Here is a 3070-nt window from a genome sequence, read left to right as displayed (position 1 = left end):
GCCGTGCAGTTCGATCGGATGGTTGGAGTGGCGAAAGACGTCCCACGAGGCGCCGAAGGTGACGGTCGCGCCGGAGCGGAACTCGAGCAGCGACAGCACATTGGTCGGCGTGCCGACCTTGAATGTGGTGTTCTTGAATGGCCCTTCGGCTGATATCAGCCTTTCTTCCTGGCCGCGCGTCGCCATCGCCATGACACGCTCGACCGGGCCGAGCAGATTGACCAGCATGGTCAGATAGTACGGACCCATGTCGAACACGGGGCCACCGCCTGGCTGGTAGTAGAATTGCGGGTTGGGGTGCCAGTGCTCCATGCCGCGGCCCATCATGAAGGCGGTGCCGGTGACCGGACGGCCGATGGCGCCGTCATCCATCAACCGGCGCGCACGGCGCCCGGCAGCACCGAGGAACGTGTCGGGCGCCGAGCCGAGCAGCAGGCCGCGCGACCGGGCCTCGTTGACCAGGCGTTGTCCGTCGGCGGCCGAGGTGGCGAGCGGCTTTTCGGTGAAGACGTGCTTGCCGGCCGAAAGCGCGGCAAACGAAATGTCGAAATGCGCCGCCGGAATGGTCAGGTTGAGGACAAGATCGATCTCCGGGTCGGCCAGCAGCGCATCGACGCCGAGTGCCTGGATGCCATATTCCTTCGCCCGCACCGCCGCCATGTCGGCCGAAATATCGGCACAGGCGCGCAATTCGATCCCGCCAAAAAGCCCGGCGTTGCGCAGGTAAGTCATCGAGATGTTGCCGCATCCGATGACGCCGATCCCGAGTTTGGTCTTTGATGTCCCGTGCATTTTCGATCCTGCCTCCCCATGCGCTCATGGCCTGCCGGATCCGCTCAGCCGTTAGGCGGATCGCATTCGCAAAAGGCTATACAACATTTTAAATATTGACGCGCGTAAAATTTTTATACAACATGCGAAAATGCTGGTGCGATATCGGGAGGCTGCCAGTCCTGGGAGGAGAAAATGACCGAAAGAACGGCCGCCGATGCGGATTCCGTGGCTCATGCGCGCATCGGATATTTCCGCCGCAGCCAGGGACCGCGACGGGGTCAGGCATAGATCACCTTGGCCCCGGTCCTATCAAGCTGGCTGCGTATCGGACCCGACAGGCCATCGTCGGTGATCACGACATCGACGCTCGACAGCGAAAAGGCCTTGGAGGTCCCGCTGACGCCCCATTTGCTCGAATCCGCAAGGAGGACAACGCGCCGGGCCATGCGCACGAGGTTTCGCTTCGTTCGCGCCATGTCTTCGTTCACGTCGACCACATCCAGTGACGAGTCAATCGCATGCGCTCCAACAAAGACCTGATGCGCTACCAAGCCGCCGAGAGCCGTGTCGGCATCGGTGATCAGTGTGCTCACCGTGTCTGGATAGACCCGGCCGCCGATCATGTGAACGTCGAGCCCGGGCCGATGCATCAGATGCTGCACGATATTCATCGCCGTGGCCGCGACCACGACATTGCTGAGCGGCGGTAACAGCATGGCAACCTGCATCAATGTCGAGCCGCCGTCGAAGATGACCGATTGGTTGTCCTCGAACAGTTCTACCGCTGCCCGGGCAATGCGTTTCTTTGCATCGAGGTTCGTTTGCATCCGCCGGGCGAACGCGGCCGTGGTCGAATCCGTGGTCCGGGTCACCGCGCCTCCGCGGGTCTTGGTCAGCAGTCCCTTACGGTCCAGTATCTCGAGGTCAGAGCGCACCGTGACTTCCGATACGCCAAAATCGTCTGACAGGTCCTTGATGCGGACCTGTCCGCTGCGTTGCACTTCACCCAGGATCGATTGGCGTCTCTGCTCTGACAACATTGCCCTGTCCTTGCCTCCATCCGCCAAGCAATCACCCTGGCCTCGGTTCACTCTACCAAAAATATGCGAATTCGAAAGCTTTCGGAAGATTGCATTTGTCTTTTCTTTCGCAAACACTGGGTGCAGGATTTTGAAATCAATCGATTGGAGAATTTTGGACTCATGAGCCTCGGAACCAAGGTGCGCCTGGCGCGCCTCTTCTCACATCCATCGGGGAATCTTTTTGGCGGCGCGGTCGACCACTTTGTCGGCTATGGCGACGTGCGCAAAGGAGGTCTTGCCGATCTGCCGGGCGCCCTTGCACGCGTCATGGTAGGCAAACCCGACTACGTCAGCATCCAGCCCGGCACCGCGCGCCATCTGTGGCCGCAATACGCGGGCAAGGCTTGCCTGGTGATCCAGGCCGGCTGCTTCACCCCGGACGATCGCATCAGTGAACTGATTGCAACGCCCGAGGATGCGGTGCGCGCTGGCGCCGATGCGTTGGCCGTGGCCATTCCGGTGCGCGGCGCGACCGAGGGCAAATACATACGCTGGCTGACCGATTCGGTGAACGCGGCGGCCCGTTACGGCATGCCGGTGGTGGCGCATATCTACCCTCGCGATTTCACCGACGGGGCAAAAATCGTCTTCACCCCCGACGAGATCGCCTATGCGGCACGCATCGGCTACGAGTCCGGCGTCGATGTGATCAAGATCGGTTACACGGGCGATTTCGAGTCGTTCCGAGAGACCGTTCGGACCTGCCCGGTGCCGGTTGTGATCGCCGGCGGTCCGAAGACCGACACGCTGCTCGGCGCCCTTCAGCAGACGGCGGACGCCATCCGTGCCGGCGCGCGCGGTGCCGTGGTGGGCCGCAATCTCTGGGGGCACGGCGATCCGGAAAAGGCAGCGATCGCCTTTCGGGGCGTCATCCATGACGGCCTTTCGGCGCAAGACGCCCTGGCGAAGGCGGGTGCCTGAACCATGCCCGCCGTCCCTTCAATCCTCGGCTTCGGAGCTATTGCGATCGACGACATCGTCTATGTCGATCAGCCGTTGTCGGCGGGCAAGGGGAAGGTTCTGCAAAGTGCCCGAGCTTTCGGGGGAAATGTCGCGACGGCACTTGCCGCCGTCGCGCGGCTCGGCGGAAGCGCCGGGTTCGTCGGATGGCTGGGCAGTGCCGCCGACGACGCCGTGTTGTGCGATCTCGTTGCGAGCGGCGTTGAAACCGCGTTTGCGCCGCGCCACCCGCACGCGCGCCCGGTGCGCTCGCG

3 protein-coding genes and 1 pseudogene are annotated in these 3070 nt (G+C 62.5%); 2 read left to right on the top strand and 2 right to left on the bottom strand.

The genetic code is table 11. The features are described from left to right. Together EN750_RS26340 and EN750_RS26335 are read right to left on the bottom strand one after the other, a co-directional pair. Window positions 1-792, bottom strand: a 792-nt coding sequence (locus tag EN750_RS26340; RefSeq protein ID WP_145967923.1) for a Gfo/Idh/MocA family oxidoreductase, incomplete at its 3' end; no start/stop codon positions are given. Window positions 793-1052: 260 nt separating this feature from the next. Next, entirely contained in the window at window positions 1053-1814 is a 762-nt protein-coding gene (locus EN750_RS26335; RefSeq protein WP_127291316.1) for a DeoR/GlpR family DNA-binding transcription regulator, read from the bottom strand. Window positions 1815-1976: 162 nt separating this feature from the next. Here EN750_RS26335 and EN750_RS26330 point away from each other — a divergent pair, with 162 nt between their 5' ends. Then, the gene (locus EN750_RS26330; RefSeq protein WP_127255183.1) at window positions 1977-2777 is read left to right on the top strand and encodes a class I fructose-bisphosphate aldolase; all 801 of its coding nucleotides are present in this window, start codon (window positions 1977-1979) and stop codon (window positions 2775-2777) included. A 3-nt stretch (window positions 2778-2780) separates the two neighbouring features. Next, a pseudogene (locus tag EN750_RS40035) lies at window positions 2781-3070 on the top strand (permease); the annotation flags it as partial.

Origin of the sequence: Mesorhizobium sp. M7A.F.Ca.ET.027.03.2.1, from assembly GCF_003999175.1 — a bacterium.
GTDB lineage: Bacteria > Pseudomonadota > Alphaproteobacteria > Rhizobiales > Rhizobiaceae > Mesorhizobium.
This window is presented reverse-complemented; position numbering and strand designations above follow the sequence as displayed.